At 70.2% G+C, this 15,223-nt stretch carries 15 protein-coding genes and 1 pseudogene; 7 read left to right on the forward strand and 9 right to left on the reverse strand.

Annotated elements, in window-relative coordinates:
- Positions 1–14: 14 nt before the first annotated feature.
- Positions 15–1,046 carry a class II fructose-bisphosphatase gene (gene glpX, locus ACZ5NW_RS25055; protein ID WP_468746118.1) on the reverse strand — a complete coding sequence of 344 codons (1,032 nt, stop codon included), beginning with the start codon at positions 1,044–1,046 and terminating at the stop codon, positions 15–17.
- Between the two features lie 124 nt (positions 1,047–1,170).
- Between glpX and ACZ5NW_RS25060 the strand changes: the two genes are divergently transcribed.
- Positions 1,171–1,695: a DUF4245 domain-containing protein gene (locus ACZ5NW_RS25060; protein ID WP_468746119.1), complete on the forward strand. Its 525-nt coding sequence runs from the start codon at positions 1,171–1,173 to the stop codon at positions 1,693–1,695.
- Positions 1,696–1,814: 119 nt separating this feature from the next.
- Here ACZ5NW_RS25060 and ACZ5NW_RS25065 read toward each other — a convergent pair whose 3' ends face one another.
- The 3 genes from ACZ5NW_RS25065 to xseA form a co-directional block, all read right to left on the reverse strand.
- Entirely contained in the window at positions 1,815–2,405 is a 591-nt protein-coding gene (locus ACZ5NW_RS25065; RefSeq protein WP_468746120.1) for a malonic semialdehyde reductase, read from the reverse strand.
- Positions 2,406–2,532: 127 nt separating this feature from the next.
- Entirely contained in the window at positions 2,533–2,772 is a 240-nt protein-coding gene (locus ACZ5NW_RS25070) for an exodeoxyribonuclease VII small subunit (protein WP_468746121.1), read from the reverse strand.
- A gap of 10 nt (positions 2,773–2,782) precedes the next feature.
- Positions 2,783–3,991, reverse strand: a complete 1,209-nt coding sequence (gene xseA, locus ACZ5NW_RS25075) for an exodeoxyribonuclease VII large subunit (RefSeq protein WP_468746122.1) — start codon at positions 3,989–3,991, stop codon at positions 2,783–2,785.
- 150 nt (positions 3,992–4,141) lie between these two features.
- Here xseA and ACZ5NW_RS25080 point away from each other — a divergent pair, with 150 nt between their 5' ends.
- Positions 4,142–5,158, forward strand: a complete 1,017-nt coding sequence (locus ACZ5NW_RS25080) for a 4-hydroxy-3-methylbut-2-enyl diphosphate reductase (RefSeq protein ID WP_468746123.1) — start codon at positions 4,142–4,144, stop codon at positions 5,156–5,158.
- A gap of 29 nt (positions 5,159–5,187) precedes the next feature.
- A complete protein-coding gene (gene ppgK / locus ACZ5NW_RS25085) occupies positions 5,188–5,934 on the forward strand; it encodes a polyphosphate--glucose phosphotransferase (RefSeq protein ID WP_468746124.1) in 747 nt (248 codons plus the stop codon).
- A 4-nt stretch (positions 5,935–5,938) separates the two neighbouring features.
- Here the strand turns inward: ppgK and ACZ5NW_RS25090 are convergent, their stop codons facing one another.
- Positions 5,939–6,658 (reverse strand): DUF6542 domain-containing protein, encoded by a 720-nt coding sequence (locus tag ACZ5NW_RS25090; RefSeq protein ID WP_468746125.1) that lies wholly within the window; start codon positions 6,656–6,658, stop codon positions 5,939–5,941.
- Between the two features lie 186 nt (positions 6,659–6,844).
- Here ACZ5NW_RS25090 and ychF point away from each other — a divergent pair, with 186 nt between their 5' ends.
- A complete protein-coding gene (ychF, locus tag ACZ5NW_RS25095) occupies positions 6,845–7,933 on the forward strand; it encodes a redox-regulated ATPase YchF (RefSeq protein WP_468746126.1) in 1,089 nt (362 codons plus the stop codon).
- Positions 7,934–8,544: 611 nt separating this feature from the next.
- Here ychF and ACZ5NW_RS25100 read toward each other — a convergent pair.
- Complete coding sequence (locus ACZ5NW_RS25100) at positions 8,545–8,844, reverse strand: hypothetical protein (RefSeq protein WP_468746127.1); 300 nt, start codon at positions 8,842–8,844, stop codon at positions 8,545–8,547.
- 139 nt (positions 8,845–8,983) lie between these two features.
- Here ACZ5NW_RS25100 and ACZ5NW_RS25105 point away from each other — a divergent pair.
- Positions 8,984–9,479: pseudogene (locus ACZ5NW_RS25105) on the forward strand (CbrC family protein).
- 126 nt (positions 9,480–9,605) lie between these two features.
- Here ACZ5NW_RS25105 and ACZ5NW_RS25110 read toward each other — a convergent pair.
- Complete coding sequence (locus ACZ5NW_RS25110) at positions 9,606–9,713, reverse strand: DUF6000 family protein (RefSeq protein ID WP_468746187.1); 108 nt, start codon at positions 9,711–9,713, stop codon at positions 9,606–9,608.
- A 51-nt stretch (positions 9,714–9,764) separates the two neighbouring features.
- Positions 9,765–10,346: a Uma2 family endonuclease gene (locus ACZ5NW_RS25115; protein WP_468746128.1), complete on the reverse strand. Its 582-nt coding sequence runs from the start codon at positions 10,344–10,346 to the stop codon at positions 9,765–9,767.
- 194 nt (positions 10,347–10,540) lie between these two features.
- On the opposite strand from ACZ5NW_RS25115, the gene ACZ5NW_RS25120 reads away from it, so the two are divergent.
- Complete coding sequence (locus ACZ5NW_RS25120) at positions 10,541–12,724, forward strand: DEAD/DEAH box helicase (RefSeq protein WP_468746129.1); 2,184 nt, start codon at positions 10,541–10,543, stop codon at positions 12,722–12,724.
- A gap of 8 nt (positions 12,725–12,732) precedes the next feature.
- Here the strand turns inward: ACZ5NW_RS25120 and ACZ5NW_RS25125 are convergent, their stop codons facing one another.
- Entirely contained in the window at positions 12,733–13,725 is a 993-nt protein-coding gene (locus tag ACZ5NW_RS25125; protein WP_468746130.1) for an ATP-grasp domain-containing protein, read from the reverse strand.
- Positions 13,726–14,126: 401 nt separating this feature from the next.
- Here ACZ5NW_RS25125 and ACZ5NW_RS25130 point away from each other — a divergent pair, with 401 nt between their 5' ends.
- Positions 14,127–15,047 (forward strand): LuxR C-terminal-related transcriptional regulator, encoded by a 921-nt coding sequence (locus ACZ5NW_RS25130; protein ID WP_468746131.1) that lies wholly within the window; start codon positions 14,127–14,129, stop codon positions 15,045–15,047.
- The last annotated feature ends 176 nt before the right edge of the window (positions 15,048–15,223 follow it).

Below are 15,223 nucleotides of genomic sequence, written 5' to 3' on the forward strand. Positions count from 1 at the left end.
GCTCGCGCGGGGGTCTACTTGGCGCGGTCGAAGTCGATCGCGCTGTAGGCCCGCAGCTTGCTCAGCCGGTGCTCGGAGTCGATCCGGCGCACCGTGCCCGACTTCGACCGCATCACGATCGAGTCGGTCGTCGCGGTCTCCGACCGGTACCGCACACCCCGCAGCAGCTCACCGTCGGTGATCCCGGTCGCCACGAAGAACACGTTCTCCCCGGACACCAGGTCGTTCGTCGTCAGCACCCGGTCGAGGTCGTGCCCGGCGTCGATCGCCCGCTGCCGCTCCTCCTCGTCCTTGGGCCACAGCTTGCCCTGGATGGTCCCACCGAGGCACTTCACGGCACAGGCCGAGATGATCCCCTCGGGGGTGCCGCCGATGCCGAGCAGCAGGTCGACGCCGGTGCCCTCGCGCAGCGCGTAGATCGACCCGGCGACATCGCCGTCGGAGATCAGCTTGATGCGCGCCCCGGCCTCCCGGACCTCCTTGATGATCCCCTCGTGCCGGGGCCGGTCGAGGATCACGACGGTGACGTCCTCCGGCGTGGACCGCTTGGCCTTGGCGATCCGCCGGATGTTGACCGCGACGGGCGCGTCGATGTCGACGAAGTCGGCGGCTTCCGGCCCGGTGACCAGCTTGTCCATGTAGAACACCGCGGACGGGTCGAACATGGACCCGCGGTCGGCGGCGGCCAGCACGGCGATCGCGTTCGGCATGCCCTTCGCGGTCAGCGTCGTACCGTCGATCGGGTCGACGGCGATGTCGCACTCCGGTCCGGTGCCGTCACCGACCCGCTCCCCGTTGAAGAGCATCGGCGCCTCGTCCTTCTCGCCCTCGCCGATGACGACGACGCCGTTCATCGAGACGGTGGAGACGAGGGTCCGCATGGCGCGCACCGCGGCACCGTCGGCGCCGTTCTTGTCACCGCGCCCGACCCAGCGGCCAGCGGCCATCGCGGCGGCTTCGGTGACCCGGACGAGCTCCAGGGCGAGGTTGCGGTCGGGGGCCTCTGAGGGGACTTCGAGTTCGGACGGCAGATGATGCTCGGTCATCGGAGCGCACCTTTCTGATACGACGACGGCCGGATGAGGGTTCGATCCGACTGTATCGTCAGTCCGACAGAATGAGCAGGGGACCCCACGGATGAGCGCGCTGGCCACCTGCGACCATAGGGGCGTGGCAGGCGCGAACGGCAAGCAGAAGACGGTCCGGGATCTGATCCTCTCCCTGGGTCTCATCATGGTCGCGGCGGCGGTGATCTACATCTTCGTCCCGCACGACGACAAGGAACCCGACCTCAAGCGGGTCGACTACACCGTCGAACTGTCCACGGCCCGCCGTGCGGCGTCGTACCCGGTGGCCGCGCCCGAGGGGTTGTCCGAGAAGTGGAAGGCCACCTCCGTCCGCTTCCAGGGCGCCCACCACGACTCCTGGCACCTCGGCTTCCACGCCCCCGACGGCGAGTACGTGGCGATCGAGCAGTCGACCGACAAGCCCTCCGCGTTCATCGAGGAGGCCACCCAGGGCGGCACCGCGTCGCGGCAGACCGAGCAGATCGACGGCCGCATCTGGACGCACTACACCGGCGGCCGCTACGACGCGCTGGTCCTGAAGGGCACCGACGGCTCCACGACGGCCGTCGTGGGCACGGGCTCGTACGACCAGCTGACGGCGATGGTGAAGGCGCTGAGGATGGCGTGAGGCGGCGCGACCGAACACGACCGCGCGACTGAGACGCGACCGCGCGACTGAGACGCGACCGCGGACGCGCAAAAGCCCCCGGCGGGTGTGCCGGGGGCTTTGCCGTGCTGGGGCGGGGCTCAGACGGTCGTGACGACCTCGTCGTACGCCAGGCGCGGGGAGCGCGGGTAGGAGGCGCCCTCGCCCGGCTTGCCGATGTTGATCACCATCAGCGGGGTGTGGTCGTCGTCCAGGAACTCCTTGCGGACGCCCTCGAAGTCCAGGCCGGTCATCGGGCCGGCGGCCAGACCGGCGGCGCGGACACCGATGATGAAGTACGCGGCCTGGAGCGCGGCGTTCATCCCGGCGGCACCCTCGCGGACCGCGCGGTCGGCGAAGAAGACGTCCTTGGCCTGCGGGAAGGCCGGGAACAGGGTCGGCAGCTCCTCGTGGAACTCGTTGTCCGCGGAGAGGATCGCGACCAGCGGGGCGGTGGACGTCTTCGCCTGGTTGCCCTCGGCCATGTGCTGGACCAGGCGCTCGCGGGCCTCGGCCGAGCGGACCAGGGTGATGCGCAGCGGGGTCTGGTTGAAGGCGGTCGGGCCGTACTTGACCAGGTCGTAGATCGCCTGGATCTGCTCGTCGGTCACCGGCTCGTCGGTGAAGGTGTTCGCGGTGTGGGCCTCGCGGAACAGCAGGTCCTGGGCGGCGGGGTCAAGAACGAGGGACATAAGAACCTTCTCGGGGGAGCGGTGGTACGTACTCCAACGTTAAACCAATAAATTTCAAGGTTCAACAAAAAGCGGGGTGGAGTGATCCGCTTCACAGCACACCGCCTCTGCCCCGCTCAGTGCCCGGCTACTCGCCGGCGGGCTCCGGGGCCCCCTCCGCGGCCTCCTCCTCGGCCAGGGCCGCGTCCAGCCGGGCCCGCGCGCCCTCCAGCCAGCGCCGGCAGACCTTGGCCAGCTCCTCGCCGCGCTCCCACAGGGCGAGCGACTCCTCCAGCGTCGTACCGCCCGCCTCCAGGCGTCGTACGACGTCGATCAGCTCGTCGCGCGCCTGCTCGTACCCGAGCGCCTCGTCGGCCTTGCTCGTCATGCACCCATCCTCAACCGTCGACTCGAACAACGAACTCGCCCTCGGCGACCCGCGCGCGCAGCGCCTCGTCCGCCGTGACCTCCCCCGGATCCCGCACCACGTGCCCGTCCGCCCGCTGGAGCACCGCATAGCCCCGCCGCAGCGTCGCCGCGGGGGACAGGGCCACCACGCGCGCGTGCGTGTGCGTCAGCTCGGAGTCCGCGCGGTCCAGCAGATGGCCCAGGCAGCGGCGGGCGCGGTCGGCGAGGGAGGCGATGTGGTCCGCCCGCTCGTCGATCATCCGGTGCGGATCCTGTATCGCCGGGCGCGCCAGCGCGTGCGCGAGACCCCGCTCCTCCCGCTCCACGAACGCCTCCACGCACCGCCGCGCCCGGTCGCGCAGCAGCTGCACGCGCGCGATCTCCTCGCCGACGTCCGGCACGACCTTCTTGGCGGCGTCGGTCGGGGTGGAGGCCCGCAGGTCGGCGACGTAGTCCAGCAGCGGATTGTCCGGCTCATGGCCGATGGCGGACACGACGGGCGTACGGCAGGCCGCGACCGCCCGGACGAGCTGCTCGTCGGAGAACGGCAGCAGATCCTCCACGCTGCCGCCGCCCCGGGCGACGATGATCACGTCCACGTCGTCCAGCGCGTCCAGCTCCTTCACCGCCTGGACGACCTGCGGCACCGCGTGCACGCCCTGGACGGCGACATTGCGGACCTCGAAGCGGACGGCGGGCCAGCGGTGCCGGGCGTTCTCCAGCACGTCCCGCTCGGCGGCCGACGCACGGCCGCAGACCAGGCCGATGAGCTGCGGCAGGAACGGCAGCGGCTTCTTGCGCTCGGCCGCGAACAGCCCTTCGGCGGCGAGGGACTTCTTCAGCTGCTCCAGCCGGGCGAGCAGCTCACCGACCCCGACGGGGCGGATCTCGGCGGCCCGCAGGGAGAGCTGGCCCCGTGGCGCGTACCACTCCGGCTTCGCGAGGACGACCACGCGCGCGCCCTCGCCGACGACATCGGCGACCGCGTCGAACACCTGCCGGTAGCAGGTGACGCCGATCGAGATGTCGTACGACGGGTCGCGCAGCGTCAGGAACAGGACGCCCGCGCCGGGGCGCCGCGACAACTGGGTGATCTGTCCCTCGACCCACACCGCGCCGAGCCGGTCGATCCACCCCCCGATGAGCCGCGAGACCTCGCCGACGGGCAGCGGGGCGTCCGCGGACGTGTTCACAGCCATGCCGGTGAGCGTAGTCGCAGGCACCGACAACGGGGCGGGGTGCGGGGCGAGGGGTGCCGGTGTGGCGCTACGCGCGCGTGACCCCCGCCGGTCGTGTCCCGGCGCCCGGGGTGGGGCGGCCCGCCGGTCGCGTCCCGGCGCGGCCTTACGATGGGACCCATGACCGCTTCGCCTGGCCGCCGTGTCCTGCTCGCCGCCCCTCGGGGCTACTGCGCCGGCGTGGACCGCGCCGTGATCGCCGTCGAAAAGGCCCTCGAACAGTACGGGGCCCCCGTCTATGTCCGGCACGAGATCGTGCACAACAAGTACGTCGTGCAGACCCTGGAGAAGAAGGGCGCCATCTTCGTCGAGCGCACGGAGGAGGTGCCGCCCGGGAACATCGTGATGTTCTCCGCGCACGGCGTCGCCCCCGTCGTCCACGAGGAGGCCGCGCGCGGGCGCCTCGCCACCATCGACGCGACCTGCCCCCTCGTCACCAAGGTCCACAAGGAAGCCGTCCGCTTCGCCAACGAGGACTACGACATCCTCCTGATCGGTCACGAGGGCCACGAGGAGGTCATCGGCACCTCCGGCGAGGCGCCCGACCACATCCAGCTCGTCGACGGGCCGGGCGACGTGGCCAAGGTCGAGGTCCGGGACCCGTCGAAGGTGGTGTGGCTGTCGCAGACCACGCTCTCCGTCGACGAGACCATGGAGACCGTCGACGCCCTGAAGGAGAAGTTCCCGCAGCTGATCTCCCCGCCCAGCGACGACATCTGCTACGCCACGCAGAACCGCCAGCTCGCGGTCAAGCAGATGGGCGCGGAGGCCGAGCTGGTCATCGTGGTCGGCTCGCGCAACTCCTCCAACTCCAAGCGGCTCGTCGAGGTCGCCAAGCTCGCCGGCTCGCGCGCGGCGTACCTCGTGGACTTCGCCGGCGAGATCGACGAGGCGTGGCTGGAGGGCGTGACCACCGTCGGCGTCACCTCCGGCGCCTCCGTCCCGGAGGTCCTCGTCGAGGAGGTCCTGGAGTGGCTCGCCGAGCGCGGCTACGGCGACGTGGAGATCGTCAAGGCGGCCGAGGAGTCGATCACCTTCTCGCTGCCCAAGGAACTCCGCCGTGACCTGCGCGAGGAGGCGGCGGCACTGGTGGCCCAGCGCGGCGGAAGCGGCGCCTCGGGGGAGTGACGGTCAGTGGTCCGTCGTAACGTGGAGCCATGCAGATCTTCGGCGTGGACATCGGCGGATCCGGGATCAAGGGCGCCCCTGTGGACCTGGACAGGGGCGACCTGACGGAGGAGCGCTTCAAGGTGCTCACCCCGCACCCCGCGACACCTGACGGCGTGGCCGACGGCGTGAGAGAGGTCGTCGGTCACTTCGGCTGGACGGGCCCGGTCGGGCTCACCTTCCCGGGTGTGGTCACCGGCGGCTCCACGATCCGTACGGCGGCCAACGTCGACAGGAGCTGGATCGACACCGACGCGCGCGCGTTGTTCAGCGAGCGGCTGGGCGGCCTGCCGGTGACGATGGTCAACGACGCGGACGCGGCCGGCATCGCGGAGATGAACTTCGGCGCGGGCCGGGACCGCCGGGGCACCGTCATCCTGCTCACCTTCGGCACCGGCATCGGCAGCGCCGTCTTCGTCGACGGCGTCCTGCTGCCCAACACCGAGCTCGGCCATCTCGAACTGAGCGGGCACGACGCGGAGAAGCGCGCCTCCAGCAAGGCCAAGGAGGACGGCGAGCTGACCTGGGAGCACTGGGCCCGCCGCGTCCGTAAGTACCTCGCCCACGTCGAGATGCTGTTCTCGCCCGAGCTGTTCATCATCGGCGGCGGAGTCAGCCGCAAGGCCGACAAGTTCCTGCACTACATCGACGGCCTCAAGGCCGAGGTCGTCCCGGCCCAGCTGCAGAACAACGCGGGAATCGTGGGTGCGGCGATGCGGGCGGCGAAGGGGGAGTGACGGTTCAGCGGGGCTGAGGCTGTCCCGGTCCCGGCGTGGCCGGCCGGTCGGCTCCGGCGGCGGCCCGTGCCGCCCGGGCCCGGCGGCGGCCGGCCAGGACCACTCGGCGGACGAGCACCAGCACAGCGGCGCCGAGCGTTCCGCCGTAGAGCCACACGGCCTGTGAGGCCAGGGCGGTGAGCAGGCCCATCAGCCGTGCCCCGAGTCCGCCGTCGCCTTCGGCCACCGGCAGCAGGCCCACGGCGAAGGCGATCGGTACGACCACGGGCGCGGAGATCAGATCCCCCGGCCGCACCCACAGCGCCGTCAGCAGACAGACGGGCACGAACAGCACGCCGTACACGATCGTCGAGGCCCCGAAGAGCCACTGGTCCAGCAGCCCGACGAGAAGCATCAGCGTGGCGCTGAGGAGCCCGCTGCCGAGACCGGTGAGACGGGGGTTGGGAAGCCGGCGGGGCGGGGCGGCGGGCGGAGCGGGACGTCGTGGCGCGGGGGAGGACGGCCGACGCCGGGGCGCGGCGCCACGGGCCTGCGGAGGCGCCGTGGGGCGAGAGGATCGGAGGCCGTCCGGAGAGGTGCGGCGGCTTCCGGGCGCTCTCGTAGTTCCCTGTTGTGTCCCTTTCGAGCGTGCCGCGTCGACCCCGTTGCGGGCCGCCTGCGGCGGCAAGGGAGGCTTGCTCTGTCGCGTTCCGTGGTGCGGGGGCCGCGTTCCGTGTTGCTCCACTGCACCAACTTAGGTCTGTTTATGTGCCGAATCGGGCGTCAGACACGCCGGGGGACGGACGTTGGCCACGCGTTCGAGCGGTCCGCCGGGCCGGGCCCCGACACGCCGTAAACTGGTGGATCGGCCGGTCCTCTGGCCCCCTGGCCCTCTGGCCCCCTGGCCCTCTCACGTACGGGAAGTCGCAACGTGTCGCTCACGATCGGAATCGTCGGTCTGCCGAATGTCGGCAAGTCGACCCTGTTCAACGCCCTGACCAAGAACGACGTGCTGGCGGCCAACTACCCGTTCGCCACGATCGAGCCGAACGTCGGCGTCGTGGGTGTGCCGGACGCCCGCCTCACCCAGCTGGCCGAGATCTTCGGCTCGCAGCGCATCCTCCCGGCGACCGTCGACTTCGTCGACATCGCGGGCATCGTGCGCGGCGCGTCCGAGGGTGAGGGCCTGGGCAACAAGTTCCTCGCGAACATCCGTGAGTCGGACGCGATCTGCCAGGTCATCCGCGCCTTCAAGGACGAGAACGTCGTGCACGTCGACGGCAAGGTCTCGCCCAAGGACGACATCGAGACGATCAACACCGAGCTGATCCTGGCGGACCTCCAGACGATCGAGAAGGTGCTTCCCCGCCTCCAGAAGGAGTCGCGGATCAAGAAGGACATCGCGCCCAAGGTCAAGGCCGTCGAGGAGGCCAAGGAGATCCTGGAGAAGGGCGACACCCTCTTCTCCCAGGGCGTCGTCCAGGGCAGCGAGCGCGCGGAACTCCTGCACGACCTGCACCTCCTCACGACGAAGCCCTTCCTCTACGTCTTCAACGTCGACGAGGACGAGCTGACCGACGACACCTTCAAGGACGAGCAGCGCGCCCTGGTCGCCCCCGCCGAGGCGATCTTCCTCAACGCCAAGCTGGAGGCGGACCTCGCCGAGCTGGACGAGGCGGACGCGATGGAACTCCTGGAGTCGGTCGGCGCGGAGGAGCCCGGCCTCGCCACCCTCGCCCGCGTCGGCTTCGCCACCCTGGGCCTGCAGACCTACCTGACGGCCGGCCCCAAGGAATCCCGCGCCTGGACCATCAAGAAGGGCGCGACGGCCCCCGAGGCGGCCGGCGTGATCCACACCGACTTCCAGAAGGGCTTCATCAAGGCGGAGGTCATCTCCTTCGACGACCTCGTCGAAACCGGCTCGGTAGCCGAGGCCCGCGCCAAGGGCAAGGCCCGCATGGAGGGCAAGGAGTACGTCATGCAGGACGGCGACGTGGTGGAGTTCCGCTTCAACGTGTGATACGTCCGGCGAGGCCGTCTGACCTGCGGTGAAGCGGGTTGGGCGGCCTTTGCGGTCCGCGCAGAGTCCGCGGCGTGCTGGATGCGTCCGGCGTGGGGGGAGCGGCTACGCCCCTGCGACCCGCAGCCGAGACAAGATCAAACGACAAGGCCAGCCATCACCGTTCACGCCTCCTCGCAGTGCCCACTCGTCGAGGACGGAGTAGGTCACTGCGATGCGGCCCCTGGAGAAGTCGAAGAACGAGGCATCCCCGCTAGAGAGCCACCAGTGCATCGGGCCCTGTCCATCAGGTGTCCGCCAGCCCACCACCTCGCGCACCGGCGCATAGCCGTTCAGGTCGATGCCATCGGCGACTCCGGGGCGGACGCTGAAGGTAGCCCAAACGCCCCGGCACGCTGGCGTGGTGCTCCAGCCCCTCTACGCCTTGCCCCGGATTCCTCGGGCGGGGCGCTGTCGCACAGTCCTTGCACGAGCGGCGCGTCCATCCACGTGCCGGGCGAGCGCGTCGTGAGCGGGACGACGCCCTGTTGCTCTGCCGCGGGTTTCGCCATGTACAGGGCACGGACCTGCGACAGGTCATCGCCCGGTACTGACGTCAAGCGCTGGTTTCGCTATGCAGGGCGGCTCGGAAACAGAATCTCGTACGGCAGGTGATCGTCGTCCAGTACGCGCGGCACGTAGTCCGGGGCCGTGCGTGCAGCCACAGCCAGCAGGCGAGCGGCAGCCGCCTCCTCGGAGATGGGGGCAAGCCCGAGTGCGTGCAGAAGGCGGTCGCGCTCGGCGTCGAAGTCCGGGTGGTCGGCCCGAAGGTCCGAGCCAAGCTCGCTGATCGCGAAGCCCTTTGCCAGGTCGCGCCAGAAGGGCAGTACGGCGATGAGCGTGACCGCCTCGACGAGGTCGGCGCCGATCAATGTGGCCTGGCCCTCGGAATCGGCGTACAGGACGGGCTTCTCGGCGACCCCGGTTTCCCCGCACAGGAAGTACGTGCCGCCGGCGCCGCATCCGGCTATCGGGTGTAGGGGGATTCCGGTGGGAAGGGCAAGGTCCTCAATGGGGTTCCGGCGCTCGACGTCGAAGTCGCCAGGCCAGGCGAGTGCGGCAGCAAGGGAAGGGTCCTGCTCGATCCGAAGGAGTAGATCGTCTGAGTTGCCCGGTTTTCCCTACCACCCCGACCCCTTGGCGACCGGGGCGGTCGTTGCATCCAGCACGACGTGCCTCTGTTGCGGGAGGGCGCGGGGGTTCATCTACACAGGCCCGGTGTACGCGGTCGAGAGCGTATACGCCGGGTTTCTCCTCCTGGCAGGACCCGCGGTGGTTCTTTCACTGCGGTGACGGCGCGGCGTTCATGGGGGCGGTGGGGGCGGCCGAGCTGCTCGCGTTCCCGGATGCCCGGGAGGAACTGCGCAGCCAGGCCGGTGCGTGGGGGTGGTCTGCCGAGGCAGTGGAGAGCTATCTGGGTGCTCTGGACAAGGACGGTCAGCCCACCGGCTACCTCTTCATGTGCCGTACGTGCGGCCGGTACATGGCGTACGCGGACTTCACGTAGCCCCGGTCAGGCCGCTGCGGCTACGGCCGGGTTCCAGTCGTCAGCGAAGTCGCAGTGGGTCCGTCCAGCGGTGATGCTCGATGGGGTGTAGGCGGGGTGGTCGCGGAGGTGGGCCAGGGCATTGACTCAGTGGTTCCAAAGACCGCCAGGCTGGGTGAAGTGGTCCGCATGGTGGGTGCCGAGGAGTGTGTCGAGGCGGGGGAGGGCGCCGAGGGCTGTGGGCTGGTCGAGCAGAAGGGACCGGGCTCCGTGAGTCCGGTCCCTTCTGCGTTTCCGTGCCGACTTCTACGCGGTCCTCGGCGGGATGAGTCCGTCGAGGTCCAGGCTGATCTTGAAGGGGACAGGGCGTTCGAGGGTGCCCCGGAAGATGCCGGCGGGCGCGTAGGCGCCAGTGGGTTCGTCGAGTTCGTAGACGTGGACGACAGGGGCGCCGTTCTCGTCCTCGATGCACCAGTAGTGCGGGATCTTGGCGTCCGCGTACTTGTGCAGCTTCACCGTGCGATCACGGTGGGCGGACTCCGGCGAGACGACCTCGATGACCAGCTGGACCTCTTCCGGCGCGTACCACGTGCGGTCCGGATCGTAGGGGGCGGTCGTCACGAGCAGATCCGGCTCCGGTCGGTTGCGCTCGTCGAGGCGGATCGTCATCTCCCGTTCGACCTCAAAGCCAGCGGGCGCGGTCGCCATGAGCGTGGTGGTGAGGGACGTGACAAGGCGGCCGTGCCAGGACCGCTGGGGCGACAGCATGAAGACGAGGGCTCCGTCGATGAGCTCGGTGTGGCGGGGTGCCTCGGGGAGGCGGTCCAGGTCCTCCGCGAACCAGCCTTCCTCGCGCGGTGGGCGCATCCAGTCGGGCAGTGCCGTCATGGCTCAACCGTAGCGAGTCGGCGTGACACGGGCCGCGAGATCGTCAAGGCGTGGCCGTCCCGCCACCCTCGGCCCGCCGGCCGTGGCGGTGCTCTGCCGACGTGGGTGTCTCAGGAACCCGTTTCCGTGCTGCGTACGGGCGTGGTGTCGGTGGGCGGTGGGAGGATGCGGGGACGGTGAGAGGGGGCGGGGGCGTGGGGCGTGGGGAGCGGGGGGTCGTTGCCGGCGGGGGGGGGCTGTGGGAGGCGGCGGAGGCGCTGGTCGGTGATCACGGCCGGGCGGTCGAGGCCGTGCGGGCGGCGCTCCGGCCGATCCACGACGAGATGGTCGAGCGGGAGCTCGACGCCCTTCCCGTGGCCCGGTTGCAGGACGTCACCGAGGGGCGCCTTCGGCTGGGCGGTGTCGAGCAGAGCGGGCTGAGCACGGTGGGCCGGGTGCTCGAAGCCGGTCCCTATCGGCTGCGGCAGATTCCCGGCGTCGGGCAGCGCACCGCCGACCAGATGCTCGCCGCCGCTCGTCGGCTGGCCGAGGCCGTGCGGGAGACGGTGGCCGTCCATATCGACGTGGACCGGCCGGAGCCGAGAACCACCGCGCTCGTCGGCGCTCTGCACGTACTGGTGGAAGCCGGCCCGGACGCCCGGCGCGCGGTGGACCGGGCCCGGGCCCTGTCACGGCGGCTCGGCCCACTGCTGGCCGAGGCCAGGCCCGCCGCCGGGCGGTTCGGGATGCTGCTGGCGGGCCGGGAGAAGCGGACGCGCGTCCTCGCGTCGGTCGCCGAGATCCGCTCGCTGGTGGACGACGCGAGGCAAGAGGGCCTGCCCGAACTGCTGGCCCAGGCCTCGGTGGATCTGCTGCGCGGAGCGACGTCCGACCTCGCCGCCTGGGTGGACTTCGAGCTGCGTTCCGCCGAGTACTACGGCCTGCTCGCCGAGATCGACGGGCGGCAGCCGGACGCGGCCGCCGCCGAGGGCTTCCTGCCGGAGGAGATCGCCGAGCGGGTACGGACCCAGCAGATCGACGACTCGCACCGGCGGGTCTCCCTGCGCGGCTACCAGGCGTTCGGCGCGCGCTTCGTGCTGGCGCAGCGCAAGGTGATCCTCGGCGACGAGATGGGCCTGGGGAAGACCATCCAGGCGATCGCCGTGCTCGCGCACCTGGCCGCCGAGGGGCAGACCCACTTCATGGTCGTCTGCCCGGCGAGCGTCCTCGTCAACTGGACCCGGGAGATCGAGGCCCGCAGCGCCCTGCGGGTCACGGTGCTCCACGGCCCCGGCCGGCAGGACGCGTTCGCCGACTGGAAGGGGCGGGGCGGGGTCGGGGTGACGACGTTCGACGCGCTGCGCGGCTTCCCGGTGCCGGGCGGAGGGGAGGTCGGGCTGCTCGTCGTCGACGAGGCGCACTCCGTGAAGAACCCTGAGGCCAAGCGGTCGCAGGCCGTCGCCGCGTGGGCGGGGCACTGTGAGCGCGCGCTGTTCATGACCGGAACTCCGATGGAGAACAGGGTCGTCGAGTTCCGCAACCTCGTCGGGATGCTCCGCCGTGACATCGCGGAGCTCCTGGGCGAGGGGGGCACGCCGGCCGGATCGGTCGCGTTCCGCGGCGCCGTCGCCCCGGTCTACCTGCGACGCAACCAGGTGGACGTGCTGACGGAACTGCCGAGTCTCCAGCAGACCGACGAATGGGAGGAGTTGAGCGCCTCGGACGCGGCGGCGTACCACGAGGCCGTCCGCGCGGGCAATTTCATGGCGATGCGCAGGGCCGCCTACGCGCGCCCCCAGAAGTCGGCCAAGCTGCACCGGCTCCGCGAGATCGTTCGGGAGGCCGGCGAGAACGGGCAGAAGACAGTGGTCTTCTCGCACTTCAAGGACGTGCTGGAGGTGGTGGGGGAGGCGCTCGCCGGGCGTCGAGCGGGGGGAACCGCGGTGTTCGGTCCGCTCACGGGCGGCGTTCCGGCCGCGCGACGGCAGCAGGTCGTCGACGACTTCACCGCGTTCGCGGGCCCCGCGGTGCTTCTGGCGCAGATCCAGGCGGCCGGGGTCGGGCTCAACATGCAGGCCGCCTCCGTCGTCATCCTCTGCGAACCTCAGATCAAGCCGACCCTCGAACACCAGGCGGTCGCCCGGGCCCATCGCATGGGCCAGGTCAGGCCGGTACGCGTGCACCGTCTCCTCGCCACCGGCGGTGTGGACGCACGCATGGTGGCGATGCTGGAGGCCAAGACCCGTCTGTTCGACGCCTACGCCCGCCGCAGCGCCGTGGCCGAGGCCGACCCGGACGCGGTCGACGTGTCGGACACCGAGCTGGCCCGGCGGATCGTCGAGGAGGAACAGGCCCGCCTGGCCATGACGGACGCGGACGCGCCTCACCGGGACGAGTGAGCGAGGCCTCAGCGGGGCGTGGCGCGTTCCGGCTCCGGCTGGGGCTGGGTCGGGTGCAGGGTGTGGCCCGCCCGTTGGTGCAGGGTTCGGGCCACTTGGGCGAGGACCGAGGGGACGGTGTTGCCCGGCCAGCCGGCGGGGTCGAGTTCCGGGTAGGGGACCGCGTCGAGGACCGAGTAGCCGTCGGGGGCGAGCGGGTCCTCCGTCAGGTGGACCAGGGCGAACTGCTGCCCCACCACGGCCGACGCGCTCGCGGCCAGGGCCGCCGGAACCTCGGGGATGCTCTCCAGGGCGGCCAGGCCCGGGCCCGGCAGCGCGGAGTCGCCGCCCGACGCGTCGCCGTAGCAGCTCAGCAGTGGTGTGCCGTTCACACAGAGCACCTGGAGGGTGCTGCCGCCGGTGTGCGCGTGGACGTAGAAGTGCTCGGTGGCCACCTGGTGCGAGAAGAACCAGCGCAGCGACTCCTCGTCGTCGAAGACGAGTGAGCTCTGGGCCACGCGGCCGTGGGAGCGGTGCGGGACCAGGGGGTAGGCCGTGACCGGGTAGCCGATCTCGGCGGCCAGCGACAGCGCCGCGCGTGACTCATGACCGGAGAAGAGGGTCGGGTGGGGCAGGCCCGAGGCGTGTAACAGGACGCTCCGGTAGAACGGGTTCGACGCCAGGAACATGCTGCTCCAGCCGTTGACCACGTCCAGGCCGAGCCGCTCCAGCGCCCAGAACTTGGCCATCGTCGCGATCCTGGCCTGGCCGCGTATCCAGCCGATGAGGAGACTGGCGCTGTGCGGCTCGTCCTCGCACCACACCTGCGCCCTTCCGGGGGCCGAGCTGATGGTCATCGCGTCCGGGTGGAACACCTTCGAGGTGGCTCCCAGATGCTTGATCTCGTCCCGCAGCACACGCAGGTCCTCGGCGTCGGGCTCGTCGCACAGGAACACGATGTCCCGCTCGCCGCCGACCACCGGCACCACTGCGGCTTCGTTCAGGGATCTTGAGTAAACCACTCAGTCAACTCCGTCATAGTCTCGGCTTGGACGTGCAGTAGTTTGCATGGTGGTCTCGACTCTTTCCAGGATCCGCAGGACAGCGTCTCAATACGGATCCACCGGCGTCCAGTCGTGCGGTGATTCAGGAAAATGCAGTGACAGGAAGCGGAAAGCGTACCGGTCGCCGGTGCGGGCGGAGTCCGTCAGCAAAAGTCGCCGTTTGTCATCTTTGTTCCGTTTCATGGATTCCTCATGGATTCAAGGCCGAGCTTGACTCCCTGTGGCCGGGCGACTGAAACTACTGAGCTGGTGGCGACGGGTCGCGTGGGTATCCGGGGGGTGGAATGGCGGCCGAATTACACGGTTCTCGAAGCGTACCGAAAATGGATCACACAAGCTCCCTTGTGTACCGTTTCGCATTGGAAAGAGGGCAGTGCACGAGGGATTCCCTCCAGTCCGCTCTCGGGCTTTCCGCCGAGCAGATCGAGCGGTCGATCGACGCGCTTCTCGCCCTGCGGCTCATCCGGGGCGTGGTGGATGACCCGGACCTCTTCGTCCCGGTGAGCCCCGAGACCGCCGCCGCGCAGCTGGTCACCCCGATCGAGGCCGAGATACGGCAACGGCAGAGCGCCATCGAGCAGGTGCGGTCGGACCTGATGACCTTGCTGCCCCTCTATCACGAGCACCGGCGGCGACGGCGTTCCAAGGAGGCCATCGACGTCGTCGACGACACCGGCGCCGTGCTGTCCGTCCTCACCGACATCGCGCAGAAGTGCAAGCGCGAGGTCCTCACCGTCCAGCCCGGGGGCGGGCGCCCCGCGGCCGTGCTCGAAGAGGCGTTCCCCCGCGACGCGGCCATGCTGGAGCGCGGCATCGCGATGCGGATCCTGTACGAGGACACCGCCCGTTTCAGCGCGCCCACGCAGCAGTACGTGCGGGCCATGGAGAAATCCGGCGCCCAGGTGCGGACGGCACCGGAACTGCCCAGCCGGCTGCTCATCTTCGACCGCGAGACGGTGGTCATCCCGCTGGAGCGCTCCACGACCGGAGCCGTGCTGAGCCGGGAGCCGTCCATCGTGGAATTCATGCTGCGGGTGTTCGAGCAGTACTGGAAGACGTCCACGCCGTTCGCCGAGGAGCTGAGCGGAAGCGAGAGCCTGGACCAGGTGAAGCAGGCGATCACCCAGCTCCTGGCCGCCGGCCACAAGGACGACCTCATCGCGCGCCGGCTGGGCATGTCGGTGCGCACCTGCCGCAGGCACATCGCCGAAATCATGCAGCAGCTCGACGCGGAGAGCAGATTCCAGGCCGGCTACATCCTGGCGCGGCTGGACTCCTGACGACAGCGATTCCCCGAACACCCCGCACGTGCCATCGAGCCGGCGGGGCGGTCGTGTGCGGTCATCCCTGAGCCGCCTGAGCGGACGGTCGCGTTGCCCACTTGTTGCACTGCAGTTTGCTGACGCCGCCGGCGCTGTCGCGCTTGCGAACCGGCGACCTATAGTCAGAGTGCGTA

This window comes from Streptomyces sp. NPDC032126 (genome assembly GCF_055580085.1).

Bases quoted from the DNA above. Each gene is read 5' to 3' on its own strand.
- ACZ5NW_RS25065 (WP_468746120.1), bottom strand. From the start codon at position 2,405: ATGTCCCTCGTTCTTGACCCCGCCGCCCAGGACCTGCTGTTCCGCGAG.
- ACZ5NW_RS25115 (WP_468746128.1), bottom strand. From the start codon at position 10,346: ATGACGGCACTGCCCGACTGGATGCGCCCACCGCGCGAGGAAGGCTGG.
- ACZ5NW_RS25080 (WP_468746123.1), top strand. From the start codon at position 4,142: ATGGGACCCATGACCGCTTCGCCTGGCCGCCGTGTCCTGCTCGCCGCC.
- xseA (WP_468746122.1), bottom strand. From the start codon at position 3,991: ATGGCTGTGAACACGTCCGCGGACGCCCCGCTGCCCGTCGGCGAGGTC.
- ACZ5NW_RS25070 (WP_468746121.1), bottom strand. From the start codon at position 2,772: ATGACGAGCAAGGCCGACGAGGCGCTCGGGTACGAGCAGGCGCGCGAC.
- ppgK (WP_468746124.1), top strand. From the start codon at position 5,188: ATGCAGATCTTCGGCGTGGACATCGGCGGATCCGGGATCAAGGGCGCC.
- glpX (WP_468746118.1), bottom strand. From the start codon at position 1,046: ATGACCGAGCATCATCTGCCGTCCGAACTCGAAGTCCCCTCAGAGGCC.